This window comes from Bradyrhizobium sediminis, from assembly GCF_018736105.1.
In the GTDB taxonomy this organism is placed as follows: Bacteria; Pseudomonadota; Alphaproteobacteria; order Rhizobiales; family Xanthobacteraceae; genus Bradyrhizobium.
Map to the genome: position 1 here is coordinate 4,633,543 of NZ_CP076135.1, position 22,535 is coordinate 4,656,077.

Genomic DNA, 22,535 nt, shown 5'->3' on the forward strand with positions numbered 1-22,535 from the left:
CCGGCGGATGCATGGCCGGTGACGCCGGATTAACCAGCCTTTTTAAGCGATTTCGGACGCGGCTCGGCTACGGTCTCGCGTATCGACCGGGAACATAATCCCGGCGGGGAGACAAAGCCGTGAGGCGTCAAACAGCAACAAGCGGGTTCAATCCCGCCGGGTCGAGCCGCGCCTTGCGGCTCGACCCTCTTTCCCTGCCCGTCCGCTTCGATGCGCATGACATCCGCGCAGACGGCGGCGTACGGCAGATCGAACTTCACCGCGAACGCGTCGTGCTGCGCCGTGCCGTCCACGGCATGCAGATGGCGGTCAACGTCCGCGTCAGCGATTTTCTCGGCGTCGGCCTGCGCGGCATCGACGACGCCCAGATGCTGGTTCTCGCGCATCGCGATCCGTCATTGACGATTCCCCTGTGTGTCAGCTCCGATCGCGACGAGATCGCAGCGGCCTGGCGGATGTGGAGCGACATCTTCGCGCTGCCGCAATTGCCGGAAGACAAGCCGCGCCAGCCCGCGGCGCGGCGCCGGCGTCACAATGCGATCCGGACGCGGCGTCCGAAATTCCTGGTGCGGCGACGCGCCGGCGACCTGCTCAATCCGGCCAACATCCATCAGGGCGAGCGCGAGATCATCGCCAGGGATTAGTTGACGTACGATCGTGGCCCTTCATGATCTGATTGGCCGGATCGGCGATCTCTCCCAGTCCCACAGGTTGTCATGCCACCCTATGTCTGGTTGATCATCTTCCACCCGATCCTGGTCACGCTTCCCGTCCGAGACGGCGAGGAGAGATGGCCAACCTCATCGTCGTGGGTGCGCCTAACCTTGCACCGGAGTTGGCGCTCCAGGCGGTCGTCAATCTATCTGAAGATCCCAAGAGTCTGGCTTCCCCGTATAAGAGCGAAGTACAACGCTATTCCGAAGCCCACCTGGCCATTCTTCGCGCTGCCAGGCAGCCATGTGAAACACTGGCTCGAAATCTCGAAGGCTTCATACGGCAGGAAACGGAACAACATCGCGTTCCCTCCGGAATGCTGATTCAAAATCTTGAACGAATCCGCAATGGGCAGGCAGAAGAGTTTTGCACCAACTGATCGCCCGCGAGGCTTCATGAGCCGGTAACTTGCTCCGCCAGGGCGGTGTCGGGCGTCGACGGCCGGAGCCTGGATCTAGTTGACCGCCCGCATTACCGCATCCACCAGCAATCCCGCAAACAGCAACAGCCCGGCATCGCGGTTGGATTTGAAGAGCCGCAGGCACAGCGCGGGATCGCCGATCTCCAGCCGCCGGATTTGCCAGACCAGATGGCCTGCGAAAGCGGCAAGCCCGATCCAGGCCGGCCAGCGCGCACCGGCCAGCATAAGCGCCGCGCCGATCAAGACCACCGCCAGACCATAGAACACCACCAGTGCCTGATGGGTGCGCGCGCCGAACAGCCGCGCGGTCGATTTGACGCCGATCAGCGCGTCGTCCTCGGCATCCTGGTGGGCATAGATGGTGTCGTAGCCGATCACCCAGGCGATCGAACCGGCATAGAGCACCAGCGCCGTCGCATCGATCCGTCCCAGCGTCACCGCAAATCCCATCAGCGCGCCCCAGGAGAAGGCGAGGCCGAGCACGATCTGCGGCCACCAGGTGATCCGCTTCATGAACGGATAGACCGCGACGATGATCAGCGAGGCGATGCCGGTCATGACCGCGAAACGGTTGAACTGCAGCAGCACCGCCAGCCCGATCAACGCCTGAACCACCAGAAAGACCGCCGCCTGCGGCACGCTCACCTGTCCCGCCGGAAGCGGCCGCGACCGCGTCCGTTCCACCAGCGCGTCGAGATCGCGGTCGGTGATGTCGTTCCAGGTGCAGCCGGCGCCGCGCATCGCGAACGCGCCGACGAAGAACAAGACGATGTTGATGGGCAACCGGCCGATATCGCCGGCGACGCCGGCGGCGAGCGCCGCCGACCACCAGCACGGCATCAGCAGCAGCCAGGATCCGATCGGCCGGTCGAGACGGGAGAGCCGCAAGTAGGGCCGCGACCATGACGGCGCGCGGGTATCGACCCAGTTGCCGGTCGCGTCGGCAACGCGGGCGCCACTCATCGGATCATCGCGTCAGGACGTTGCCGTTCAGGGTATCGAACGTGCTGCCGCCCTTTCTTGTGGCCGTGGCCTCCGGGGCCGATGCAGAGCCCAGCACTTCACTCAGGCTCGGGCCAGCCGGGCCCCGTTGCTGCATCTGCTGTGCCACCCCGCAGACTTTCTTCTGCATCGCCTCGGTATTCTTGTGGCCGGTCTTCATCTGCTCCGCGACCTGCGCCGGAATCCCGCATTTGGCGGCATGGGTTTCGATATATTTGATCATCTTGATTTCGGCCTGACCGAAATTGCCGATCAGCTTGCAGGCTTCATCCGGGCCCGCCTTGCGGTCGCTGGCGGCCTTGATCAGCTTGCCGCGCTTCTCCGCCTCTGTGCGCAACGGGATGAATCCCTTCATGCATTCATCGGGGGGACCGCCCGCCTGCGTCGGCGGAGCCGGGGGACGCGAGAATGCGGTGCCGGTGACCGGCGCCGCGCCCGTCGCCGGAAACGGACTGGGGGCTCCCCCGACGGAAGCGGAGGGAGCCGCGCCATTGACCGGCGGAAACGGCGAAGCGTTGCTCGGAGCGGCCTGACCGGGCAGCGGCGCCGGGAATGCGCCTTGCGCAAAGCTCTGGGCGGCATGGCCGGTAACGAGGGCCACGGTGAGCGGCACAATCAGGCGGCGGATGATCAAGGCTGTTCCTCCGGCAAGGTCCAACGGCCCCAGCCTCTTCCCAATGGAAGAGCGACTTCGAATAGGGCTTTCTACGATTCCTGCCAACCCTTAACAACCCGCCGATTTTGGCAACAGCGCGGCGTAGAGCCACGCTGGGCGGCAATAATTCCTTAATTTCGCGGTCCTTTAGGCTAAAAGGCAGCCCGGATTGGATCAAAGGCATGCCTCAAGTCGATTTTCGCTCTCCCCGGCTGTTCGTCGATGCTGCGCTGGCAGCGGGCGAAATGGTGGCGCTCGAGCGCAACCAGAGCAATTACCTCGGCAATGTGCTGCGGCTGGCCACCGGCGAAACGATTCGGGTGTTCAACGGACGCGATGGCGAGTGGCAGGCGGCGATCGCGGGTCGCAAGCGGCCCGACAGCCTGACCATCATGGCCCAGACCCGGCCGCAGGATCGCCTGCCGGACCTCGCTTACGTCTTCGCGCCGCTGAAGCATGCCCGGCTCGATTACATGGTGCAGAAGGCCGTCGAGATGGGGGCCTCGTCGCTGCAGCCGGTTCTAACCCGCTTCACCCAGGTCTCGAGGGTCAACAGCGAGCGGATGCGCGCCAATGTGATCGAGGCCGCCGAACAATGCGGCATCCTCAGCATTGCCAGTGTCGGCGAACCGATGCCGCTCGACCGCTATCTGGACCAGCGCGAAGCCCGGCGCCTGCTGGTGTTCTGCGACGAGGCCGCGGATGCCACGAGCCCGCTGCAGGCGCTGCAGGGCGGCCTTGCGGCAGCCCACGGAATCGATGTCCTGATCGGTCCGGAAGGCGGATTTGCCGAGGAGGAGCGCGCGCTGCTGTTGCGGCTGCCGCGGATCCTCCGGCTCTCCCTGGGGCCCCGAATCCTGCGCGCCGACACCGCCGGCGTCGCGGCCCTGGCGTTGGTTCAGGCGGCGCTCGGCGACTGGGCCGGGACGCCATAGGACCGCCGGGCGCCCTGTTCCGGCCCATTATCAACGGGCCTGCTGTTAAGGGTTGGGGGGACTTGATTAAGGCACTTGGCCGATCCCTGTCGAAACCCCGCCCCGGCCATGCTAATGGCTCCGCCAACGAACCCTTTGGAACCCGTTTTTCGGGATTTTGGACTTGAGATGACCGTGACCGCCGCCCTTCGTGCGACCGGATCCGCCGCGTGGGCGGACGCGCTGCTATTGTCGTTCGCGCAGGCCGGCTACGTCCAGGCCGTGCCCGATATCCTGCAGCCCGCCGAACCGTTCCTCGACCTCTCGGGCGAGGACATCCGCAAGAGCCTTTATCTGACTACCGACGCCAGCGGCGAGGAACTGTGCCTGCGCCCCGACCTCACCATTCCGGTGGCGCGGGATTATCTCGCCTCCGCCGGCGCCGGCCAGCCTGCGGGCTTCTGCTATCTCGGGCCGGTGTTTCGCTATCGCGGCGGCCGTCCCAGCGAATTCCTGCAGGCCGGCATCGAATCCTTCGGCCGGCAGGACCGCGCCGCGGCGGACGCGGAAATGCTGGCGCTGGCGCTCGAGGCGACCTCCACGTTCGGCCTGACCGAAGTCGAAATCCGCACCGGCGACGTGGCGCTGTTCAATGCGCTGATCGATGCGCTCGATCTCTATCCGGTATGGCGGCGGCGGCTGATCAAGGATTTCAACCGCAAGGTCAGCCTGACCGAAGACATTGAGCGGCTGACGCTTGCGACCGCACCCGGCCGCAACGAATATGAAGGCGTGCTCGCAGCCCTGGCCGGCTCCGACCGCAAGGCGGCGCTGGCGCTGGTCACCGACCTGATGTCGATCGCAGGCACCACCAATGTCGGCGGCCGCACCGTCGCCGAAATCGCCGACCGCTTCCTCGAACAATCGACCCTGAAGGGCGGCGCGCTGCCGCGCGACGCGCTCGGCATCATCAAGCGCTTCCTCGCGATCGCGGGCGATCCCGATGACGCGGTCGCCCAATTGCGCGCGCTGGCCGCCGACGCCGGGCTCGACATCACCGCCGCGATCGACCAGTTCGAAAGCCGGGTCGGCTTCATGGCCGCGCGCGGCATCGATACCGCCAAGACCCGCTTTTCCACCTCGTTCGGACGCGGCCTCGATTATTACACCGGCTTCGAGTTCGAACTGCATGCCAAGGGCAACGGCGCCGAACCGCTGGTGGCGGGCGGGCGTTACGACGGACTATTGACCCAGCTCGGCTCGAGCGCGCCGATCCCGGCGGTCGGATTTTCGATATGGGTCGAATGCCTGACGCAGGCGGGCCGCAAGCCCGGCACCGGGAGCGCAGCATGACCGCGCCATTCGTTCTCGCCGTTCCCTCGAAGGGCCGCCTGCAGGAAAACGCCGAGGCCTTCTTCACGCGCGCCGGGCTGACGCTGGCAAAGCCGCGCGGCGCCCGCGACTATCGCGGCACCATCGCTGAACTCGACAATGTCGAGATTGCCTATCTCTCGGCGAGCGAGATCGCCTCGCAGCTGGCGCGCGGCACGGTCCATCTCGGCGTCACCGGAGAAGACCTGGTGCGCGAAAGCATCGCCGATGCCGACAAGCGCGTCATGCTGATCGACAATCTCGGCTTCGGCAGCGCCAATGTCGTGGTGGCGGTGCCGCAGGCCTGGATCGACGTTCGGACCATGGCCGATCTCGACGACGTCACCACCGGCTTCCGCGCCCAGCACAACCGGCGGATGCGGGTGGCGACCAAATACATCAACTTGACCCGGACCTTCTTCGCCGCCCACGGCGTCGTCGACTACCGGATCGTCGAGAGCGCCGGCGCGACCGAAGGGGCGCCGGCCACCGGCACGGCCGAAATGATCGTCGACATCACCACGACCGGGGCCACCCTTGCCGCCAACGGCCTCAAGGTGCTGGACGACGGCGTGATCCTGCGCAGCCAGGCCAACCTGGTGGCCTCGAAGGACGCCGACTGGTCGGTTGAAGCCCGCGAGACCGCGCGCGTCATCCTGGATCACATTGCCGCCCGGGCCCGCGCCAGCAAGTATCGCGAAGTCCGCACCCGCTTTGCCGGCTGCGACGCCGCGCTATTGGCGGAAGCCCATAACCGCTTCGGCGTGGTCTCGCCGTTCGGCGGGCCGACCTCGTCGGGGATGGTCACGCTGCACTGCCCGCCCGCGCAGCTCTATGCGCTCGGCAGCTTCCTTCGCGAACACGGCGCCGACACGGTGTCGGTGGCGTCGCTGGACTATGTGCTCGACCGCGACAATCCGCTGTTCGCCAGGCTCGAGGCCTTCCTGCGAAGTTAGGGCGGAAAGTGTTTCGTTCATCGTAGCGACAGCTGGCAACGAGTACCATATGTTGTTCCATGGACAATTTGGAACCTGATCGATGATGCTGGGTACGGACGTTTCTGACCTGTCGACCACTGCGGCCACCGCCGCGGCGCAGGGGCTGTCGATCGTCGTCCCCCTCTACAATGAGGCAGCCGGGCTGGCCCTTTTCCACGAGCGGCTCGGCGCCCTGGCGAAGACGCTGCGGAAGCGCTACGGCCTTGGTTGCGAGGTGGTCTATGTCGACGACGGCAGCGCCGACGCCACCCTCAGCATTGCGCGCGAACTCGCCGCCGACGGGCTCGACGTCCAGGTGGTGTCGCTGTCGCGCAACTTCGGCAAGGAAGCCGCCCTGATGGCGGGCCTCGACCACGCCCGGCGCGGCGCGGTGCTGTTCATGGACGGCGACGGCCAGCATCCGCCCGCTTTGGTCGAGCAACTCGTCAGCCACTGGATCGATGGCGGTTTCGACGTGGTCTATACTGCCAAGGCTCACCGCGACAACGAATCGGCGCTGCGGCGCATCGCCGTGCACGGCTTCTACGCCCTGATCAACTACGGCGCGCGGCAGAAAATCCCGGAAGACGCCGGCGACTTCCGCCTGCTGTCGCCGCGGGCCGCCGCCGCACTGCGGCAGCTTCCCGAGCGCAACCGCTTCTTCAAGGGGCTGGCGAGCTGGATCGGCTTTCGCCAGATCCGCGTCGACTACGAACCGGCCGCCCGCGCCCATGGCGTCACCACCTTCAGCCCGGGCCGGCTGATCGGGCTTTCGATCGAGGGCCTGACGTCCTTCTCGGTGGCGCCGTTGCGTTTCGCCAGCCTGCTCGGCGTCCTGCTCGCGACCGTCGCCTTCCTGTTCGGTCTTTCCATCCTCTGGGAAACCCTGGTGAGCGGAAAATCGGTCCCCGGCTATCCCTCGCTGGTGGTCGGCCTGATGACCATCGGCGGTGTGCAGCTGATCATGATCGGCATCGTCGGCGAGTATATCGGCAAGATCCTGTCCGAGCTGAAGGCGCGTCCGATCTATTTCGTGGCCGAGCACAGCGTGAAACGCGTCGAGCCGGACGCAGCCGCCGGCGTCGGCGAACGGACCGCCGCGGAATGAGCGACGACGCGCCGCGCCGCATCTGGCTGTGCGCCGACGATTACGGTCTCAGCCCCGGCGTCAATCGCGCCATTCGCGACCTGATCGAGCGCGGCCGTCTCAACGCCACCTCGGTGATGGTGGTGGGCCCCTCGATCGGCCGCGACGAAGTCCGCGCGCTGGAATCCGCCGCCGCCGACAGTCCGCGTTGCGCCATCGGCCTGCACGTCACGCTGACGGCGCCGTTCAGCCCGCTGACCATGCACTTCCGGCCGGTCGATGGCGGCATTTTCCTGCCGTTTCCGAAATTGCTGCGCGCCGGCCTGTTACGGCGGCTCGATCCTGAGCTCGTCTATGATGAACTGATGCTGCAGCTCGCCGCGTTCGGCGAGCTGTTCGGCCGGGCGCCGGACTTCGTCGACGGCCACCAGCACGCGCAGCTGTTTCCCGGGGTGCGCGACGCCTTTCTGACCGCGGTGAAGGAAGCCGCACCCGGCGCCTGGGTGCGCCAGGGCGGACGCCGGCAGCCCTTGGCCCGGCGGCTCGGGGCGCCCAAGGCGCTGGTGCTCGACATCCTGAGCGCGCAGTTTCGACGCCGCGCCTCGCGCGCGGCTATCGCCTTCAACCCCGGCTTCGCCGGCGCCTATGACTTTACCCGGCAGCCGGATTTCAGCGCGCTGATGCACCAGTTCCTCGATCAACTGCCGGAGGACGGCCTCATCATGTGTCACCCCGGCTTTGTCGACGACGTCCTGGTCAGCCTGGACCCTTTGACCGTGCAGCGCGAACGCGAGCACGCCTTTCTCGGCGGCGAGCATTTCCCGCGGCTGCTGACGGCGAACAAAGTTACACTGGGCTGATTTACCTGCGGAATCTCCGCCAGGCGTTTTGTCGCATACGGAAATTTAATCCGCCCCGCCACTACTTGCGACACAAACCGGCCCTACATCTCCCCCCGCGCTTCGACGCGAAGGAGAAAGCCATGACGCCGCAAGAACGCCAATTGATTGACGATCTTTTCGACCGGCTCTCGAAGGTGGAGAGTGCGCCGCGCGATCCCGACGCCGCGGCTGCGATCGCCCAGGGCCAGCGCCAGGCGCCGAACGCCGTTTATGCGCTGGTGCAGACCGTCCTCTTGCAGGACGAAGCGCTGAAGCGCGCCAACAGCCGTATCCAGGAACTGGAAGGCGCAGGCGAGCAACACCAATCCGGCAGCTTCCTCGATTCGATGCGGGAGACGATCTTCGGGCAGAACCCGCAGCGCGGCTCGGTGCCGAATGTCCGGCCGCCGGAACTGCCGGGCCGCCCGACATGGAACAGCGGCCAGGTCATGCAGCAGGCGCAAAATCCCGGGCAATATGCCCAGGCGCCGTACGGCCAGCCGTATGGCACGCCGCAGGCGCCGATGGGCGGTGGCGGTTCGTTTCTCGGAACGGCGGCCGCAGCCGCCGCCGGCGTGGTCGGCGGATCGCTGCTGCTCGGCAGCATCCGCTCGATGATGGGCGGCGGCCACCAGCAGGGCTTCGGCGACACCGCGGGCCATCGCGGCGGAGTTGAAGACCGCAGGCCGTGGGGCGATCAATCCGGCGGCGACCTGGCCAAGGATGCCGGGATCAACGACATCGGTTCGTCCGGAAGTTCACGCGCGGGGTTGTTCGATTCGAACGACAATTCGCGCGACGGATATTTCGATACCGCCTCGAACGATGACGATCACGACGACATGGATCTCGATTCCGACGACTTCGGCGGCGACGGCGACACCGCCTGACGGATTTCCGACATGACACAAGCAAACGGCCGCTCCGATCGAGCGGCCGTTTTCATGTGAACCGCAACGCAGCCTAGATGACGACGACCCTGGCGCCGACCGTGACGCGGCCGTACAGATCGATCACGTCCTCATTGCGCATCCGGATGCAGCCGGACGAGACGTTGGTGCCGATCGTCCAGGGCTCGTTCGAACCGTGGATGCGGTAGAGCGACGAGCCCAGATACATCGCGCGGGCGCCGAGCGGGTTTTGCGGCCCGCCTTCCATGTGCCGCGGCAGATCCGGGCGGCGCGCCAGCATTTCCGGCGGCGGCGTCCAGGCCGGCCATTCCTTCTTGGCGGAAATCGTCTTGACCCCCGACCAGGTGAAGCCGGGACGGCCGACGCCGATGCCGTAGCGCAACGCCTTGCCGTCGCCCTGCACCAGGAACAGGAACTTGTTGGGGGTGTCGACGACGATCGTGCCGGGACCTTCCTTGCCGTGATACTCGACCAGCTGCTTCTCGTATTTCGGATCGAAGGCGGGACGCGCGGGTTCGCTGACGTCTTCCTGCCGGCGCATGGCCTGCTCGGGACCCAGCGGCGGCAGCAGCGCACGGCGCGGTTCGTAGGACGGCTGCGCCTGGTAGCGGCCGCCTTGCGAGGGCCCCTCACCGAACAGGAACTCGATGAAGCCGCCGCCCATATTTGCGCGCTCGGCGTAAGCGGTTCGCACCGGCCGCTGCGCGGGCTCTTCGGCATAGATCACGGCGGGTTCGGCGGCCGGACCGGCTTCGATCGCCGCGGCCTGATTGATGCCGGCGAGAAAGGAGGCACCGGCGAGGAACGCGAGAGACATTTTTTTCATCGACGTACTCTGTACTGTTTCGTCGTGGGAGCGCCGCATTCGGCGCCTTTGCACGCCACCAATTAAGATCAAAAGCGCCTCGGTTTGGTAAACGGAATCGCCGTTTCGATTCACCACGTCGCCAGTCTGATGCGGTTTCGAGCGGTAGCGTTTATTTTCGATGAACGCAGAGCCCGCATGGTTAATCGTTGGTATGCGGCGATCCGCGGGCGTCTCTCGAAGAGTTCCCGGCGTGAACCTGACGTTAAATCGCATCTGTCTAAAACGTCACGAGTGAAGTCAGGAAAGAGCTCATGCCGATCCCTCGCAGACGTTTTCGTATCGAAGAAGCTATTGGCGGCGACATGCCGATGCCCGCAGCGGTGGACGGCGACGTCGGTCCGATGCATCACGAGATCATGAACGAACTTCGCGCCATCCGTGCCCAGATGGCGAAGCCGAACCACAGCGCGGCGACGGAAACCATCGGCGAGTCGGTCAACCGCGAGATCGCCGAAGCCCACACGCTGCTGGAAACCTACCGCGCCCAGATCGAGCAGTGCGAAAAGCTCAAGGTCGAACTCGACCTGATTCACGACGCCATCAACCGCACCAAGCGGGAAATCGCGGTGCTGCACGGCAAGAGCTTCAACGGCCAGGAAATGGCCAAGGTCAATGGCGAACTCGGCGCCGTGGTCGGCGGCACCGAGGAAGCGACCCAGCAGATTCTGGAAGCCGCCGAGTCGATCGACCAGGCCGCCAGCGCGCTCGGCAAGGTGAATTCGCCGGATCAGCAAAAGATCCTCAGCGAGGAAATCCAGGAGCGCGTCGTCTCCATCTTCGAGGCCTGCAATTTCCAGGATCTGACCGGTCAGCGCATCAACAAGGTGATGACCACGATGAAGTTCATCGAAACCCACATCAACGCGATGATGGACATCTGGGGCGGCGTCGACGCCATCAAGGCGCATGCCCCGGCGATCGTCGACGACCGCGAAGGCGACGCCAAGCTGTTGAACGGTCCGAAGCTCGATGGCGATGCCGGTCACGCCTCGCAGAACGACATCGACGCCCTGTTCGACTGAATTCGACCTGCATTCGACCAGCAAAAACGCCGGCCCCGGGGGGCCGGCGTTTTCCGTTTCATGGGCGGTCAGACGAAACGTCCGGATCGCGCGCAGCTCAGGCGCGGGGCGCGCAGCGGACGTAGACCATGTTGCCGTAGCGAACCGCGGCATCCTTGTCGACGAAGCGGGTCACCAGCACGCGGCCGTCGAAGGAAACGATCTCGCGGTCCTGCTCGCCGGGGGTCGGTCCGGCGGGACCGATATAATTCTTGCCGCTCGGGCTGCCCTTCAGACGCAGCTCCTGCGGCGTCGCCTGGTCGGCCAGATGCATGACCACGCCGCCGGAGGCGCCGGCCGTAATCACATAGGGCTGTTTGCACTGCGCCCGCGCCGCCGCCTCGGTACGCGCGCGGTCATTGGGGTTCTGGTAGGAGGCGAGGCCCCAGCGGCCGACGATCTCATCGGAGCGGATGGTGGCCGGCATTTCCGGGGCGACGCCGGGCTCCGGCGCCGGGGGAGGCGACGACGAGAATGACGGCAGGCTCATGCTCCCGCACCCGCCGAGGAATATCGTCAGCGCGGCGGCGATCCCCAGATTGCCGACCGCACGCGCGTTAAGTGACCTGACCATGGCATTCCCCCGAGCAAAAATCGTGGCCGCACCCGTCCTGCAGCCAAGCGTAAAACTCCTGTCGGAGCAATGACGTCCACTAAAATACGCCGACGCGCCGATTTGGTTTCCTGGCAGCATCCTATATCAGCCTCACCAATGGCTTAACCCCCCATTGCTTGACAGGATCGGCGCCAAGCCATATTCCCGGGCCCACAATTAGCACTCCGAGATCGCGATTGCTAAGGACGCGAGCTGCCCTGCCCCTGGCAGTGCCGAATGCGCCCCGTATTCAGAGCCATTTTCGATGGCGAACCAGACCTGAAAACCGAGCCTCCAAAAGGAACCGTCATGGCTAAATCCAAATTTCGTCCTCTGCATGACCGTGTCGTGGTCAAGCGCATCGACGCCGAAGAGAAGACCAAGGGCGGCATCATCATCCCCGACAGCGCCAAGGAAAAGCCCTCCCAGGGCGAGGTCACGGCAGTCGGTCCGGGCGGCCGCGACGAATCCGGCAAGCTGATCCCGATCGACCTCAAGGTCGGCGACCGCGTGCTGTTCGGCAAATGGTCGGGCACCGAGGTCAAGCTCGACGGTGAGGAGCTCCTGATCATGAAGGAGAGCGACATCATGGGCGTGCTGACGTAAGGCCAACCAAAACAGACGCCGCACACCAGTCGTCGCGGGCGGGGTCGTTGCTTTCTTCCCTTCTCCCCTTGTGGGAGAAGGTGATCCTCGCGAAGCGAGGATCGGATGAGGGGTCTCTATCCGCGGAAACAGACCCCTCACCCGTCACGAACGCGCTTCGCGCGTCCGTGCCACCCTCTCCCACAAGGGGAGAGGGGAAGAGAAGCCCGGCCATGGCAGCGACCAACTAAGCGGCGAACGACCGTTTCCAATCATTCCAGGAGTAGATTCCAATGGCTGCCAAAGACGTTAAATTTGCCGGAGACGCGCGCGATCGCATGTTGCGCGGCGTCGATATTCTCGCCAATGCGGTCAAGGTGACGCTCGGTCCCAAGGGCCGCAACGTCGTGATCGAGAAGAGCTTCGGCGCGCCGCGCATCACCAAGGACGGCGTCACCGTCGCCAAGGAGATCGAGCTCGAGGACAAGTTCGAGAACATGGGCGCGCAGATGCTGCGCGAGGTCGCTTCCAAGACCAACGACACCGCGGGCGACGGCACCACCACGGCGACCGTGCTGGCGCAGGCGATCGTGCGGGAAGGCGCCAAGTCGGTTGCCGCCGGCATGAACCCGATGGACCTCAAGCGCGGCATCGAGATCGCCGTGCATGCCGTGGTCAAGGACATCCAGAAGCGCGCCAAGCCGGTGGCCTCGTCATCCGAGGTGGCCCAGGTCGGCACCATCTCGGCCAACGGCGACGCCGCGATCGGCAAGATGATCGCCCAGGCGATGCAGAAGGTCGGCAATGAGGGCGTCATCACCGTCGAGGAAAACAAGTCGCTGGAGACCGAGGTCGACATCGTCGAGGGCATGAAATTCGACCGCGGCTACCTCAGCCCCTATTTCATCACCAACGCCGAGAAGATGACCGCCGAGCTCGAGGACGTCTACGTGCTGCTGCACGAGAAGAAGCTGTCCGGCCTGCAGTCGATGCTGCCGGTGCTGGAGGCCGTGGTGCAGTCGGGCCGTCCGCTCCTGATCATCGCCGAAGACGTCGAGGGCGAGGCGCTGGCGACGCTGGTGGTCAACCGCCTGCGCGGCGGCCTGAAGGTCGCCGCCGTCAAGGCGCCGGGCTTCGGCGACCGCCGCAAGGCGATGCTCGAAGACATCGCGATCCTGACCGGCGGCCAGCTGATCTCCGATGAACTCGGCATGAAGCTCGAAAGCGTCACCGTCAACATGCTCGGCCGCGCCCGCAAGGTCGTGATCGACAAGGAGAACACCACGATCGTCAACGGCTCGGGCAAGAAAAAGGACATCGAAGCCCGCGTCATGCAGATCAAGGCGCAGATCGAGGAAACCACCTCGGACTACGACCGCGAGAAGCTGCAGGAGCGTCTGGCCAAGCTCGCCGGCGGCGTCGCGGTGATCCGCGTCGGCGGTGCGACCGAGATCGAGGTCAAGGAGAAGAAGGACCGCGTCGAGGACGCCCTCAACGCCACCCGCGCGGCGGTGCAGGAAGGTATCGTGCCGGGCGGCGGCGTCGCGCTGCTGCGCGCCAAGAAGGCCGTCGGCCGGATCCACAACGACAACCCCGACGTCCAGGCCGGTATCAACATCGTGCTGAAGGCGCTGGAAGCTCCGGTCCGCCAGATCTCGGAAAACGCCGGTGTCGAAGGCTCGATCGTGGTCGGCAAGATCCTCGAAGACAAGTCCGAAACCTTCGGCTTCGACGCGCAGACCGAGGAATATGTCGACATGGTCGCCAAGGGCATCATCGACCCGGCCAAGGTGGTGCGCACCGCGCTGCAGGACGCTTCCTCCGTGGCCGCGCTGCTGGTGACCACGGAAGCCATGGTCGCCGAACTGCCGAAGGAGCCGGCGCCGCCGATGCCCGGCGGTGGCGGCGGCATGGGTGGAATGGGCGGCATGGGCTTCTGAGGCACCGGGCTCCCGGCATTGCCGATCGACGAAGGCCGCCTCCGGGCGGCCTTCTTTTTTGTCGAAAAAGCTCTACGGTAACGTCCGATTCTGCTTTCTCGAGGACGTTGATATGCGCGCGCTTCTGTTCTGCCTGGCCGGTCTGGCGATGGCTTTGCCGGATTTCGCCTTCGCTCAAACGAAGCCCCCGGCCAAATCCGCGTCCAACGCCAACGAGGTCAGGTACTTCACGGCGATCGACGGGTTGATGGACGGCAATGCCGACGTCGTTCTCAAGGAAACCCGCATGGGCAAGACCGTCACCGCGGCGGTGCTCGACGTCTGCTATCCCGTCGCCAAGGGCTCCGACCGCAAGGACCGCTTCGTCGCCAACCTCGCGATCAACGGACAGACCCTGAGCGGCACCACGCAGAGCATTGCCGACAAGTTGCCGGTCACGGTGAAACTGCTGCGCAAGCCGACCGGCGACACCTTCGAATTCAAGGGACAAATCAGCGTCGGCCAGAGCGTGACGGAGGTCGCCTCGACCGAAAATTCCGATCTCAGCGAAAAGGAATTCCAGGAGAACCAGACCAGCGACGACGGCATCACGGCCAGCCCCAAGGATTTTTCCGAAGTGTCGCCGGAATCGGTCGGCGTGCGGGTGAAGCTCGACGCAGCGCTGGATTTCCTGAAGAGCCTGAAGGGACAGGATCTCGAGGTTTCCCTGAGCAGCCTGAGCGTGTCCTGCGATGCGCTGCGCGCCGGCCAGCAGACCATCAATATCAATATCGATCCGGAACGATCGGCCGCGCTGATCGCGAAAGCCAAGGCGTCGCCGGGCGTGGTTGCCGCCGGCTGGACCAGCGGCGTGGTGGAGATGGATCGCACCATCCGTTTTTCCGCCGCCGACTGGCGCGACGGCGACAAGCTCAACCGCGACAAGCTCGCGGCGGCAATCTCCGGCGTGCTGGCAAGGACACTGGCGGCGAAACCGTCGTCGTCGGCATGGGACGCCAACACCGGAAAACTGAAACTGACCTTGAAGCGCCCGAGCCAGATTTTCCCGGCGCTCGGCCTCACCGAGACGGTCGAGGTCACCGCCCTGGTGTCGCCGGACAAGCCCGGCGCGACCGACCGGCTGATGCTGTGGATCGGCAGCCCCGCCATTTCGACGGCGGACGAAACCTCGGGTCCCAAGCTCAATCTGGCTGACGAGTCCAGCCTCGACGAGGAAGCCGAGCAAAAGGACGACAACGGCTCGGTCGACGCGCTGGCCAGGGAATTCAAGGCCCAGCGCTGGGACGGCGACAAGAACGCCTGGAAATAGCCCCGGTTCTCCCGGGGACGCTTTCCGGCAACAGATCTCAGTTGGTATTGATGCGGAAGCGTAGCGTTTTGCTTCCGATGAGGGACACGGAATCGCCCTGACGCTTCCAGGTCGCGGCTTCGCCGAGGGCGGCGACCAGTTCGTCATCGGCCTGCGCCCGCGCCGGGGGACAGGAACGATCCTCCAGCGGCCCGGCGACGAAGATCACGGTATTGCCCGCCACCGAAAACTGGCCCTTGCCGCCCTTGCACCACAGCTCGAGGATCACTTCGCCGGCGTCGCCGATATCCAGCGTCGGCAGCCGCTTCGATCCGGGCTGACGCGCCACGTCGAGCGTCATTTCGAGCCCGAACGGAAAGCCCTCATCGGCGCGCGCCGGCGCGGCGTTCAGTGCGACCACGGCCAGCACCAATGCTGCGGCCCGCGGCAAAACCTTTGGCGATGAAATCATGAAGCCTCTCGCAATATTGCTGCCCTGATGGCCGCGCCGTTCTAAAGAATGCACGCGACATTGACCAGATCGGGCACGCCGGCGCGCGACGCCAAAATCCGCTCACAAGCTCGCGAAGTCAGAAGGTCTCCCGCCCCTCGTCGCGGCGGCCATGCTAGGGTCGCCCGGAAGGCAGCGACAAGCTGCCGCAGGCTCCGAAACCTGTTACTCCTCGATTCTTCCATTTTTTCAGGCCTTTGAGGCCATCCCCTGGAGACGTTGACCTGTGAACAATATCCGCTCGACGCTCGCGACCGTATGGCGGATCGCTGCCCCCTATTTCCGTTCCGAAGACAAATGGGCAGGCCGCGCGCTGCTCGCGGCGGTGATCGCAACCGAGCTTGCCATCGTCGGCATCACGGTCCTGCTCAATCAATGGAACAGCCGCTTCTACAACGCGCTGCAGGAGCGCAACTGGGACACCTTCGTCTCCGAGATCATCTATTTCAGCGTTCTGGCCGCTATCTACACGATCATCGCGGTCTACCAGCTCTATCTCAATCAATGGCTGCAGATCCGCTGGCGGCAATGGATGACCAAGCAATATCTCGGCGAGTGGCTGCATCAGGCCAACCACTACCGGATGCAGCTTCAGGGCGACGCCGCCGATAACCCCGACCAGCGCATGACCGACGACGTCAAGCTGTTCGTCGACCGGACGCTCAACATCGGGGTCGGCCTCTTGAGCTCGATCGTCACGCTGGCGTCGTTTGTCACCATCCTGTGGGGGCTGTCCAACGCCGCGCCGCTGCACCTGTTCGGAGCGGATTTCGCGATCCCCGGCTACCTGGTCTGGGGCGCGCTGATCTATGCGGTTCTCGGCACCGTCCTGACCCATCTGATCGGCTGGCCGCTGGTCGGTATCGATTTCCGGCAGCAGCGGTTCGAGGCGGATTTCCGTTTCAATCTGGTGCGGGTCCGGGAAAACTCCGAACAAATCGCGCTGTTGCGCGGCGAGGACGCCGAGCGCGAACGCCTGCTGGTTCGCTTTGGACGCGTGGTCGAAAACTGGCTCGCCATCATGAGCCGCACCAAGAAGCTGACGGCGTTCACCGCCAGCTATTCGCAGGCTTCGGTGATCTTTCCCTACATCCTGGTCGCGCCGGCCTACTTCGCGCAAAAGATCCAGCTCGGCGGCATGATGCAGACCGCATCGGCGTTTTCCAGCGTTCAGGGCGCGCTGTCGTTCTTCATCAACGTCTACCGCCAACTGGCGGAGTGGCAGGCGGTGCTGAACCGCCTCGACGGGTTCGAGGCGGGAATTGCGGCGGCGAGCGCGCTGGCAACCCGCGACGAACGGATTCACGTCGTCGAGGCAGCTGGCGGCGGCGCCATCGACCTCAGGGAATTGACGGTCCGTCTGCCGAACGGAACGCCGCTGGTCAGTGCCGACGGATTTAGTTTGCGCAAGGACGAGCGCACGCTGGTCACCGGTCCGTCCGGCTCGGGCAAGTCGACGCTATTCCGTGCGATTGCCGGCATCTGGCCGTTCGGGGCGGGCTCCATCGCCGTTCCGGCGAAGGCGACGCTGATGATGCTGCCGCAGCGGCCGTATTTCCCGGTCGGATCGCTGCGCGGGGCGGTCGAGTACCCCGGCAAAGAGGGGACGTTTAGCGCCGGCCAGATCGGCAGCGCCCTTGACGCAGTGGGATTGCCCGGGCTCGCCTCGCAACTCGACGAGCACGCTCACTGGAACCGGATGCTGTCGCTCGGCGAGCAACAGCGCCTCGGGCTTGCACGCGCGCTGCTGCATGCGCCGCAATACCTGTTCCTCGACGAGGCAACGGCATCGCTCGACGAACCTTCCGAGGCCGCGCTGTATCAGCTGCTCCGGGACAAATTGCCGGCCACCACCATCATTTCGATCGGCCACCGCTCGACGCTCGATGCCTTCCACCAGCGCAACGTCGTGCTTACCCGCGACGGCGACCGGTTTGCGCTGCAGAGCGGCGGCGAGAATACCAGGCCGTAATGGCCAAGCGCGTCATAACCGGCGCCGCGCACGCGGCCCGGTGACATGCAGCGTGGCGAGCCCAACAGGGCGCTACGACATGGGCCGCCGATCCGGGCGCGGGGCTGCGCCGGCTTCACCGCCAGCGATCCAACCGCCTCCACGATCGGCGTCGCAAAACGGGATGATCGCCAGCGGATAGCGGGACACCAGTGAGAGCCCCTCAACGCCGCCGACGGCGATGGCATGCCAAGGTCCGCAACGGCTTCTGCAAAAACAAAAGGGGCGGCAGATCGCTCTGCCGCCCCTCGAGGTCTCGGGAGAATAACTTACTTCAGGTTGGTCATCGCGGTCAGGTCAGCCGAGAGCTTGACGATGCCGGCGGCGCCGCACCAGTTCGAGCCAACACCGGTCGGATTGATCGCCGTGATGGAGGTTCCAGACGCTGCGGTGATGTTTCCGCGGGCGGCGAAATCGCTGGTGAAGGCGTTGCAATCACCCTTCGACAGATCGGTGTCGGAGTAGCGGATATCGAGCGTGAACACCTTGTAGGTGAAACCGACACCGATGTTCCAGGTGTTGTAGTCGGCGTAGTTGATGCCGTTCGGGAACGGTCCCGCAAAGCCAGGATTGGTAAAGCCCGTTCCGTAGAACGAATCGGAGGTTCCAAGCCACTGCCGGCCGAACTCGCCGGAGACGTACATGCCGAGGCCGCTTGAGCCGAATGTGGAGCTGGGCGCAGTGAACTTGCCGGTGATCGACGCATAGTTGCCCCAGGCACCAGAGCCCAGGAAGCTCGGGGTGTAGTATTCGTTGGCGCCGACCTGGAACATGTCGTTGATGGTGTAATTGACCTTGGCGTAGCCTTCAAAGAAGCTCAGGTTCTTCTTGATGACATTGCCGTTGACCAGGGCGTTGGTCGCGCATTCCGCGCTGAGCGGTTGCCCCGCGGTATCGAAGGCGGCGCCGTAGTGGCAGGTTCCGCCCGGATACAGGTAGCCCCAAACACCGAAATCGAAAGCAAACGCGCCGAAGGTCGGACGGATACCGCCGTAGATGTCGATTTCAGCCGCGGCGCGGTTCGGGAAGGAGATGCTTGCGCCCGCCAGGCCGGCGTAGAGCTGCACGTCCTTGGTGACGTTGTAGCGCGGCTCGAAGTAGGCCGAGACCGAGGGCTTGTGGTTGGACTGGGTGATGCCACGGAACACGTAGTCGTTGGTGATCGAGCTGCCGAAGGCGATATCCCAGGGATCGAACGCGGGCGGCGGCGGCGCCTTGACGGCCTTGACCCGCAAATCCGCAGCAAGAGCCGAACCCGATACCATTGCCAGCGCCGTTGCCAACAAAGCCAACTTTTTCATGACGATCCCCATCACCTTTAAAACAGTCCGGATCCGGGCCCCCAGGGACGAGCGGTAACCGACTGCGACCAATTCCTAACCTGACGCCAATCTGAAACGGGCCATGGGTTGAGTGAAGCGGAAAAGACAAGCATGTGCCGCCTTTTTAGGCGTTATGGCTGTTTCATGAAATGTTGTCGGGTGGGTGTTGCATTCCGACAACAATTCCTGCGGCTTCAAGTGCCGGCTGAGATGCATTGGAACCGGCTGGCCCCGCAAAACCACGGACTTCTCTGCCGATCGAAGGGCCGGCGAATCGGCGCCGCGCACGGTCGGCTCGCCGGGCGAGGACAAAAAAGGCCGCAGCGGATGCTGCGGCCCTGGCAACGCGATCTGCGCTTTGACTGTTACTCGATCCGGTTATCGTCATCCTCACCGGATGACTGCCCCCACGACGGTGCGGGGCTTGGGGCCACCGGGCTGGGCGACGCCCAGCTCGGGGCCGGAGCCGGAGCAGCCATCGGCTCGGGCGCTGCGGGTTTCGGGGCGGCGGGCTTGGGAGCGGCGGGCTTGGCGGCCGCCTTCTTCCTGGCGGGGCTCTTCCTGGCGCTGGCCTTCTTCGCCGATTTCTTGGCGGCCTTCTTGGCCGATTTCTTCGGTGCCGATTTCTTGGCCGATTTCTTGGCTGACTTCTTGGCCGATTTCTTCGCGGCCTTCTTGGCCTTCTTCGCAGACTTCTTCGAAGATTTCTTGGCGGACTTCTTCTTCGCCATCACAGCACTCTTCTTGGCTTTCTTCGCCTTCTTGCCCTTCTTGCTCTTCTTGCCTTTAGCCATCGTGAACCTCCTGTTGCCGCCGAATAATGTCCATCAGGCGTTTCAAGTCGTCCGCTTCCGCACGGGGCCAATCGATCAGCTCAATCCTGGCCGGGGACCGCCTGTCGCCCAATCGAGAAGCTCAATTGTGTGCACCACAGGAACTGACGTGCCGCCGGCAATTTGAACCATGCATCCAATATTGCCCGCAGCAATCATGTCCGGCTTCACTGTCGCAATATTGGCGACCTTTCGATCGCGCAATCTGCTCGCAATGTCGGGCTGGAGAATGTTGTAGGTCCCCGCCGAACCGCAACACAAATGGCTCTCGGGTACATCTTTCACCACGAATCCGTTCTTGGAAAGCAATTCTTTCGGAGCGTGCGTGATTTTCTGCCCGTGCTGCAGCGAACAAGCGGAATGATAGGCGACGGTGATGTCGCGTCGTTGCTGCGCCGGCTGCAGTTCGATGCCGCCGACATACTCCGTAATGTCCTTGGCCAGCGCCGAAACCCTGGCGGCGGGAGCTGCGAAATCGCGGTCCTCGCGCAGCATGTAGCCATAGTCCTTGATGACCGTGCCGCAGCCCGACGCCGTCACCAGGATGGCGTCGAGACCGTTCTGCTCGGCCTCCCCGAGCCAGGCCCCGATGTTGGCGCGGGCGCGCGCCAGCGCGTCGCCATCCTGTCCGAGGTGGTGGGTCAGCGCGCCGCAGCATTGCTCGTCCTTGACCAGCACGACCTCGACGCCGTGACGCGTCAGGAGATTGATGGCGGCCTGATTGATGCGCGGCGCCAGCACCTGTTGGGCGCAGCCCTGCAACAGGGCGACGCGACCGCGGCGTTCGCCTTGCGCCGGAAAAACCGTTCCGCCTGCCGGTCCAGGCTTGGGCAGCCTGCCCGGCGCCAGCGCCAGCATCGCCTTGATTCGCCGTAACAATCCCGGCGATGCCGATGCGGGGGCCGGCAGCAAGGCGGCCAACGGCCGGCCGAACCGCGCCAGAATCATGCTCCAGCGAAACAGTTGCGGCCGCGGCAGCACCCAGGCCAGCACCGCACGCAGCGCCCGCTCGGTCAGCGGCCTCGCATAATCCCTTTCGATCCTGACCCGCGCCTGATCGACCAGATGCATGTAGTTCACACCCGACGGACAGGTGGTCATGCAGGCGAGACAGGAGAGACAACGGTCGATGTGCTTGACCACCTCCCGCGTCGGCGGCCGGTTCTTTTCCAGCATCTCCTTGATGAGGTAGATCCGCCCGCGCGGGCTATCGAGCTCGTCGCCGAGCAGTACGTAGGTCGGGCAGGTCGCCGTGCAGAAACCGCAATGCACGCAGGCGCGCAGGATCTTGTCGGCCTCCGCGATATCGGGATCGGCGAGCTGGGCCAGGCTGAATTCGGTCTTCATGTCGCGGCCCCCCTTATCATCCGGCCGCGATTGAGGATGTTCTTCGGATCGAAGCTGCGGCGGACGCGTTCGCTGAGGCTCGCAAGGCCGTCCGGCTGCGGATGGAATACGTCGACATTGCGCCGGATTTGCTCGGACGCGCGTATCAAGGTGGCGTGGCCGCCGGCGGCGTTGACGCGGGAGCGCACCAGCGCGGCTTGGGCGTCCGGCTTGGGCGGCAGCGCCGCCCAGATCAGGCCACCGCCCCAGTCGTAGATCACGTCGCCGCCGGTGTCGCGCGACAGCGCCTGACCGAGCGCGCCGCCCGAAGCCGGCGGACAGACGATTCGCCATACCGGCCAGGCTCCCAGCGCGCCATCAGCCGCAAACGGCCGAACGTCGCGAATCGAACTCCAGATCGCCGCCGAGGCCGCATCTTCCAGCAGTTCCGCCGCGCCGAACGGCGCCAGCATCGCGGCCAGCGCGGCGGCGCGATGCACCGCCGAGGCGGCGATACCCTCCAGCCGCAGCAAGGTGAGCGCCTGCCCCGGCGATCCGAGCTCACCGAGACCGCCCGCCCATGCCCGAAACGCCGAATTCGGCAGGTGGGCCGCCCCGGACACGTCGAACGGCGAGCCCAGCGCCGCCGTCATCGCGCGGTTCGCGGCAACGTCGTCCAGCCCGCGCAGCATCAGCGTGCGCTCGCTCTCGGGCCGCGGCATCACCTTCAACGTCACTTCCGTCATCACCGCGAGCGTGCCCCAAGACCCCGCCAGCAATTTGCAGAGGTCGTAGCCGGTGACGTTCTTCACCACCTTGCCGCCGGCCTTGAAACTGTCGCCGAAGCCCGACACCGCATGCGCGCCGAGGAGGTGGTCGCGCGCGCCGCCCGCCCTGATGCGGCGCGGGCCCGCGAGCCCGGCGCCGATCATGCCGCCGATGGTTCCGATGTCGGGCGTGCCCAACAGCGCCGACGTGTTGATCGGCTCGAATGCGAATTGCTGGTTCCTGGAATCGATCAGCGACAGCACGTCGGCAAGCGGCGCACCGGCCTGCACCGTGATGATCAGCTCGCTGGGTTCGTAGGCCACGACCGCATTCAAGGCCGACAGGTCGAGCAGCGCATTGGTCGCCATCGGCTGGCCGATCAGCCGTTTGCCGCCATGGCCGATGATTTCCAGCGGCTGCTCGCTGGCAATCGCCGCGCGCACCGCGTCTTCGACGTCCTTGGCGTCACGTATGTTCAGCGTGTCCACGCGCGC

General features: G+C 64.9%; 22 protein-coding genes. 13 read left to right on the forward strand and 9 right to left on the reverse strand.

The window, feature by feature from the left end:
• Window positions 1-119 precede the first annotated feature (119 nt).
• The gene (locus KMZ68_RS22085; protein WP_215613260.1) at window positions 120-644 is read left to right on the forward strand and encodes a DUF6101 family protein; all 525 of its coding nucleotides are present in this window, start codon (window positions 120-122) and stop codon (window positions 642-644) included.
• 146 nt (window positions 645-790) lie between these two features.
• Window positions 791-1,093: a hypothetical protein gene (locus tag KMZ68_RS22090; RefSeq protein ID WP_215613261.1), complete on the forward strand. Its 303-nt coding sequence runs from the start codon at window positions 791-793 to the stop codon at window positions 1,091-1,093.
• 75 nt (window positions 1,094-1,168) lie between these two features.
• On the opposite strand, the gene ubiA is transcribed toward KMZ68_RS22090, so the two are convergent.
• On the reverse strand, window positions 1,169-2,098 hold the full coding sequence (gene ubiA / locus KMZ68_RS22095; protein WP_215613262.1) for a 4-hydroxybenzoate octaprenyltransferase: 930 nt from the start codon (window positions 2,096-2,098) through the stop codon (window positions 1,169-1,171).
• Between the two features lie 4 nt (window positions 2,099-2,102).
• Window positions 2,103-2,768 carry a hypothetical protein gene (locus KMZ68_RS22100; RefSeq protein WP_215616433.1) on the reverse strand — a complete coding sequence of 222 codons (666 nt, stop codon included), beginning with the start codon at window positions 2,766-2,768 and terminating at the stop codon, window positions 2,103-2,105.
• Between the two features lie 206 nt (window positions 2,769-2,974).
• Here KMZ68_RS22100 and KMZ68_RS22105 point away from each other — a divergent pair, with 206 nt between their 5' ends.
• The 6 genes from KMZ68_RS22105 to KMZ68_RS22130 all read left to right on the forward strand — a co-directional run bounded on the left by KMZ68_RS22105 (window position 2,975) and on the right by KMZ68_RS22130 (window position 8,912).
• Window positions 2,975-3,727 (forward strand): 16S rRNA (uracil(1498)-N(3))-methyltransferase, encoded by a 753-nt coding sequence (locus tag KMZ68_RS22105; protein ID WP_215613263.1) that lies wholly within the window; start codon window positions 2,975-2,977, stop codon window positions 3,725-3,727.
• Between the two features lie 168 nt (window positions 3,728-3,895).
• Entirely contained in the window at window positions 3,896-5,059 is a 1,164-nt protein-coding gene (locus KMZ68_RS22110; protein ID WP_215613264.1) for an ATP phosphoribosyltransferase regulatory subunit, read from the forward strand.
• Window positions 5,056-6,033 (forward strand): ATP phosphoribosyltransferase, encoded by a 978-nt coding sequence (gene hisG, locus KMZ68_RS22115; RefSeq protein ID WP_215613265.1) that lies wholly within the window; start codon window positions 5,056-5,058, stop codon window positions 6,031-6,033. Before KMZ68_RS22110 ends, hisG begins: the two co-directional genes overlap by 4 nt.
• An 82-nt stretch (window positions 6,034-6,115) precedes the next feature.
• On the forward strand, window positions 6,116-7,162 hold the full coding sequence (locus KMZ68_RS22120; RefSeq protein ID WP_215613266.1) for a glycosyltransferase family 2 protein: 1,047 nt from the start codon (window positions 6,116-6,118) through the stop codon (window positions 7,160-7,162).
• Window positions 7,159-8,001 carry a ChbG/HpnK family deacetylase gene (locus KMZ68_RS22125; RefSeq protein ID WP_215613267.1) on the forward strand — a complete coding sequence of 281 codons (843 nt, stop codon included), beginning with the start codon at window positions 7,159-7,161 and terminating at the stop codon, window positions 7,999-8,001. Before KMZ68_RS22120 ends, KMZ68_RS22125 begins: the two co-directional genes overlap by 4 nt.
• A 122-nt stretch (window positions 8,002-8,123) precedes the next feature.
• A complete protein-coding gene (locus KMZ68_RS22130; RefSeq protein ID WP_215613268.1) occupies window positions 8,124-8,912 on the forward strand; it encodes a DUF2076 domain-containing protein in 789 nt (262 codons plus the stop codon).
• A 73-nt stretch (window positions 8,913-8,985) separates the two neighbouring features.
• Here the strand turns inward: KMZ68_RS22130 and KMZ68_RS22135 are convergent, their stop codons facing one another.
• Entirely contained in the window at window positions 8,986-9,759 is a 774-nt protein-coding gene (locus KMZ68_RS22135) for a L,D-transpeptidase (RefSeq protein ID WP_371741383.1), read from the reverse strand.
• Between the two features lie 293 nt (window positions 9,760-10,052).
• Between KMZ68_RS22135 and KMZ68_RS22140 the strand changes: the two genes are divergently transcribed.
• The gene (locus KMZ68_RS22140; protein ID WP_215613270.1) at window positions 10,053-10,823 is read left to right on the forward strand and encodes a protein phosphatase CheZ; all 771 of its coding nucleotides are present in this window, start codon (window positions 10,053-10,055) and stop codon (window positions 10,821-10,823) included.
• A 97-nt stretch (window positions 10,824-10,920) separates the two neighbouring features.
• Here KMZ68_RS22140 and KMZ68_RS22145 read toward each other — a convergent pair whose 3' ends face one another.
• Window positions 10,921-11,436: a hypothetical protein gene (locus KMZ68_RS22145; protein ID WP_215613271.1), complete on the reverse strand. Its 516-nt coding sequence runs from the start codon at window positions 11,434-11,436 to the stop codon at window positions 10,921-10,923.
• 330 nt (window positions 11,437-11,766) lie between these two features.
• Between KMZ68_RS22145 and KMZ68_RS22150 the strand changes: the two genes are divergently transcribed.
• From KMZ68_RS22150 to KMZ68_RS22160, 3 genes are all read left to right on the forward strand, one after another.
• On the forward strand, window positions 11,767-12,063 hold the full coding sequence (locus tag KMZ68_RS22150; protein ID WP_215603469.1) for a co-chaperone GroES: 297 nt from the start codon (window positions 11,767-11,769) through the stop codon (window positions 12,061-12,063).
• A 272-nt stretch (window positions 12,064-12,335) separates the two neighbouring features.
• Window positions 12,336-13,982 (forward strand): chaperonin GroEL, encoded by a 1,647-nt coding sequence (gene groL, locus KMZ68_RS22155; protein WP_215613272.1) that lies wholly within the window; start codon window positions 12,336-12,338, stop codon window positions 13,980-13,982.
• Window positions 13,983-14,094: 112 nt separating this feature from the next.
• On the forward strand, window positions 14,095-15,291 hold the full coding sequence (locus tag KMZ68_RS22160) for a hypothetical protein (RefSeq protein WP_215613273.1): 1,197 nt from the start codon (window positions 14,095-14,097) through the stop codon (window positions 15,289-15,291).
• A gap of 37 nt (window positions 15,292-15,328) precedes the next feature.
• On the opposite strand, the gene KMZ68_RS22165 is transcribed toward KMZ68_RS22160, so the two are convergent.
• A complete protein-coding gene (locus tag KMZ68_RS22165) occupies window positions 15,329-15,742 on the reverse strand; it encodes an META domain-containing protein (protein WP_215613274.1) in 414 nt (137 codons plus the stop codon).
• Window positions 15,743-16,007: 265 nt separating this feature from the next.
• On the opposite strand from KMZ68_RS22165, the gene KMZ68_RS22170 reads away from it, so the two are divergent.
• Window positions 16,008-17,753, forward strand: a complete 1,746-nt coding sequence (locus KMZ68_RS22170; protein ID WP_215613275.1) for an ABC transporter ATP-binding protein/permease — start codon at window positions 16,008-16,010, stop codon at window positions 17,751-17,753.
• Window positions 17,754-18,061: 308 nt separating this feature from the next.
• Here the strand turns inward: KMZ68_RS22170 and KMZ68_RS22175 are convergent, their stop codons facing one another.
• The 4 genes from KMZ68_RS22175 to KMZ68_RS22190 all read right to left on the reverse strand — a co-directional run bounded on the left by KMZ68_RS22175 (window position 18,062) and on the right by KMZ68_RS22190 (window position 22,529).
• Complete coding sequence (locus KMZ68_RS22175; RefSeq protein WP_215613276.1) at window positions 18,062-19,093, reverse strand: TorF family putative porin; 1,032 nt, start codon at window positions 19,091-19,093, stop codon at window positions 18,062-18,064.
• A gap of 386 nt (window positions 19,094-19,479) precedes the next feature.
• Window positions 19,480-19,908, reverse strand: coding sequence for a hypothetical protein (locus tag KMZ68_RS22180; RefSeq protein WP_215613277.1), 429 nt, complete (start codon window positions 19,906-19,908; stop codon window positions 19,480-19,482).
• Window positions 19,909-19,983: 75 nt separating this feature from the next.
• Window positions 19,984-21,294, reverse strand: a complete 1,311-nt coding sequence (glcF, locus tag KMZ68_RS22185) for a glycolate oxidase subunit GlcF (protein WP_215613278.1) — start codon at window positions 21,292-21,294, stop codon at window positions 19,984-19,986.
• Entirely contained in the window at window positions 21,291-22,529 is a 1,239-nt protein-coding gene (locus KMZ68_RS22190) for an FAD-binding protein (protein ID WP_215613279.1), read from the reverse strand. Before KMZ68_RS22190 ends, glcF begins: the two co-directional genes overlap by 4 nt.
• Window positions 22,530-22,535 lie beyond the last annotated feature (6 nt).

Bases quoted from the DNA above. Each gene is read 5' to 3' on its own strand.
- KMZ68_RS22135 (WP_371741383.1), bottom strand. From the start codon at position 9,759: ATGAAAAAAATGTCTCTCGCGTTCCTCGCCGGTGCCTCCTTTCTCGCC.
- KMZ68_RS22090 (WP_215613261.1), top strand. From the start codon at position 791: ATGGCCAACCTCATCGTCGTGGGTGCGCCTAACCTTGCACCGGAGTTG.
- glcF (WP_215613278.1), bottom strand. From the start codon at position 21,294: ATGAAGACCGAATTCAGCCTGGCCCAGCTCGCCGATCCCGATATCGCG.
- KMZ68_RS22120 (WP_215613266.1), top strand. From the start codon at position 6,116: ATGATGCTGGGTACGGACGTTTCTGACCTGTCGACCACTGCGGCCACC.
- KMZ68_RS22160 (WP_215613273.1), top strand. From the start codon at position 14,095: ATGCGCGCGCTTCTGTTCTGCCTGGCCGGTCTGGCGATGGCTTTGCCG.
- hisG (WP_215613265.1), top strand. From the start codon at position 5,056: ATGACCGCGCCATTCGTTCTCGCCGTTCCCTCGAAGGGCCGCCTGCAG.
- KMZ68_RS22165 (WP_215613274.1), bottom strand. From the start codon at position 15,742: ATGATTTCATCGCCAAAGGTTTTGCCGCGGGCCGCAGCATTGGTGCTG.
- KMZ68_RS22140 (WP_215613270.1), top strand. From the start codon at position 10,053: ATGCCGATCCCTCGCAGACGTTTTCGTATCGAAGAAGCTATTGGCGGC.
- ubiA (WP_215613262.1), bottom strand. From the start codon at position 2,098: ATGAGTGGCGCCCGCGTTGCCGACGCGACCGGCAACTGGGTCGATACC.
- KMZ68_RS22145 (WP_215613271.1), bottom strand. From the start codon at position 11,436: ATGGTCAGGTCACTTAACGCGCGTGCGGTCGGCAATCTGGGGATCGCC.
- KMZ68_RS22150 (WP_215603469.1), top strand. From the start codon at position 11,767: ATGGCTAAATCCAAATTTCGTCCTCTGCATGACCGTGTCGTGGTCAAG.
- KMZ68_RS22130 (WP_215613268.1), top strand. From the start codon at position 8,124: ATGACGCCGCAAGAACGCCAATTGATTGACGATCTTTTCGACCGGCTC.
- groL (WP_215613272.1), top strand. From the start codon at position 12,336: ATGGCTGCCAAAGACGTTAAATTTGCCGGAGACGCGCGCGATCGCATG.
- KMZ68_RS22175 (WP_215613276.1), bottom strand. From the start codon at position 19,093: ATGAAAAAGTTGGCTTTGTTGGCAACGGCGCTGGCAATGGTATCGGGT.
- KMZ68_RS22180 (WP_215613277.1), bottom strand. From the start codon at position 19,908: ATGGCTAAAGGCAAGAAGAGCAAGAAGGGCAAGAAGGCGAAGAAAGCC.
- KMZ68_RS22110 (WP_215613264.1), top strand. From the start codon at position 3,896: ATGACCGTGACCGCCGCCCTTCGTGCGACCGGATCCGCCGCGTGGGCG.
- KMZ68_RS22125 (WP_215613267.1), top strand. From the start codon at position 7,159: ATGAGCGACGACGCGCCGCGCCGCATCTGGCTGTGCGCCGACGATTAC.
- KMZ68_RS22105 (WP_215613263.1), top strand. From the start codon at position 2,975: ATGCCTCAAGTCGATTTTCGCTCTCCCCGGCTGTTCGTCGATGCTGCG.